This window comes from Mesorhizobium sp. P5_C1, assembly GCF_054049815.1.
In genome coordinates this window covers 1-642 of record NZ_JBFULQ010001321.1, presented here as the reverse complement: position 1 = coordinate 642, position 642 = coordinate 1, and the positions used below count along the sequence as shown (strand labels likewise).

Genomic DNA, 642 nt, shown 5'->3' with positions numbered 1-642 from the left:
CCTTGAGGTCGTTGACCGCCTTCTCGAAGGCGGACTTGATCGGCTTGGATACGTCCTCGACGGCTTTGGTCGTGACGGCCTGAAGTTCCCTCGTCTGCTCGACGGCACTTTCAACCTGCTTGCGGACGAAGGCGGTCTGCAGTTCAACGAATTCGGAAGGCGACTTCACGGCAATTAGGGCTTCGAAATGCGAGAAGGCGGCTTCAGTGTTGGCGCGCAGAACGGCAATTGTCTTCAGCGACAGGTTGCTGGAAGCGGCTTTGGCGGATGCGAAGCTCGTCTCGAGAGCCTTCTGGGTCAACTCCGAATCCGCCTTGAATTTGGCGAGCACTTCTTTCGACTGCTCGACGCCCTTTTCCGTGAAAGCGCTGACCTGCTCGATGGCCTTGGATGCATCAAAAGCGGGGTACGCGTTGTCGATAAATTCAGCGGTCTTTTCAGTGGTCTTGGACATCGTTCCATCCTTCGTTTAGGGGGCGACTTTTAAGAAGCCTTCGCATTTGTATTAGCATTACCTAACGGAAGTTTGTGTGCAATGCAACATATTTGTTGCGCTGCACCATGATTCTTTGACCCACCCGTCCTTGTGTGCAATGCAACATATTTGTTGCGCTGCACCATGATTCTTTGACCCACCCGTCC

The 642-nt window shown here is 53.6% G+C and carries 1 protein-coding gene; it reads right to left on the bottom strand.

Annotation, left to right across the window (positions count from 1 at the left end; genetic code table 11):
- Positions 1 to 454 (bottom strand): phasin (locus ACXJ7R_RS35615; protein WP_457155872.1); only part of this gene is annotated, 454 nt, incomplete at its 3' end.
- Positions 455 to 642 lie beyond the last annotated feature (188 nt).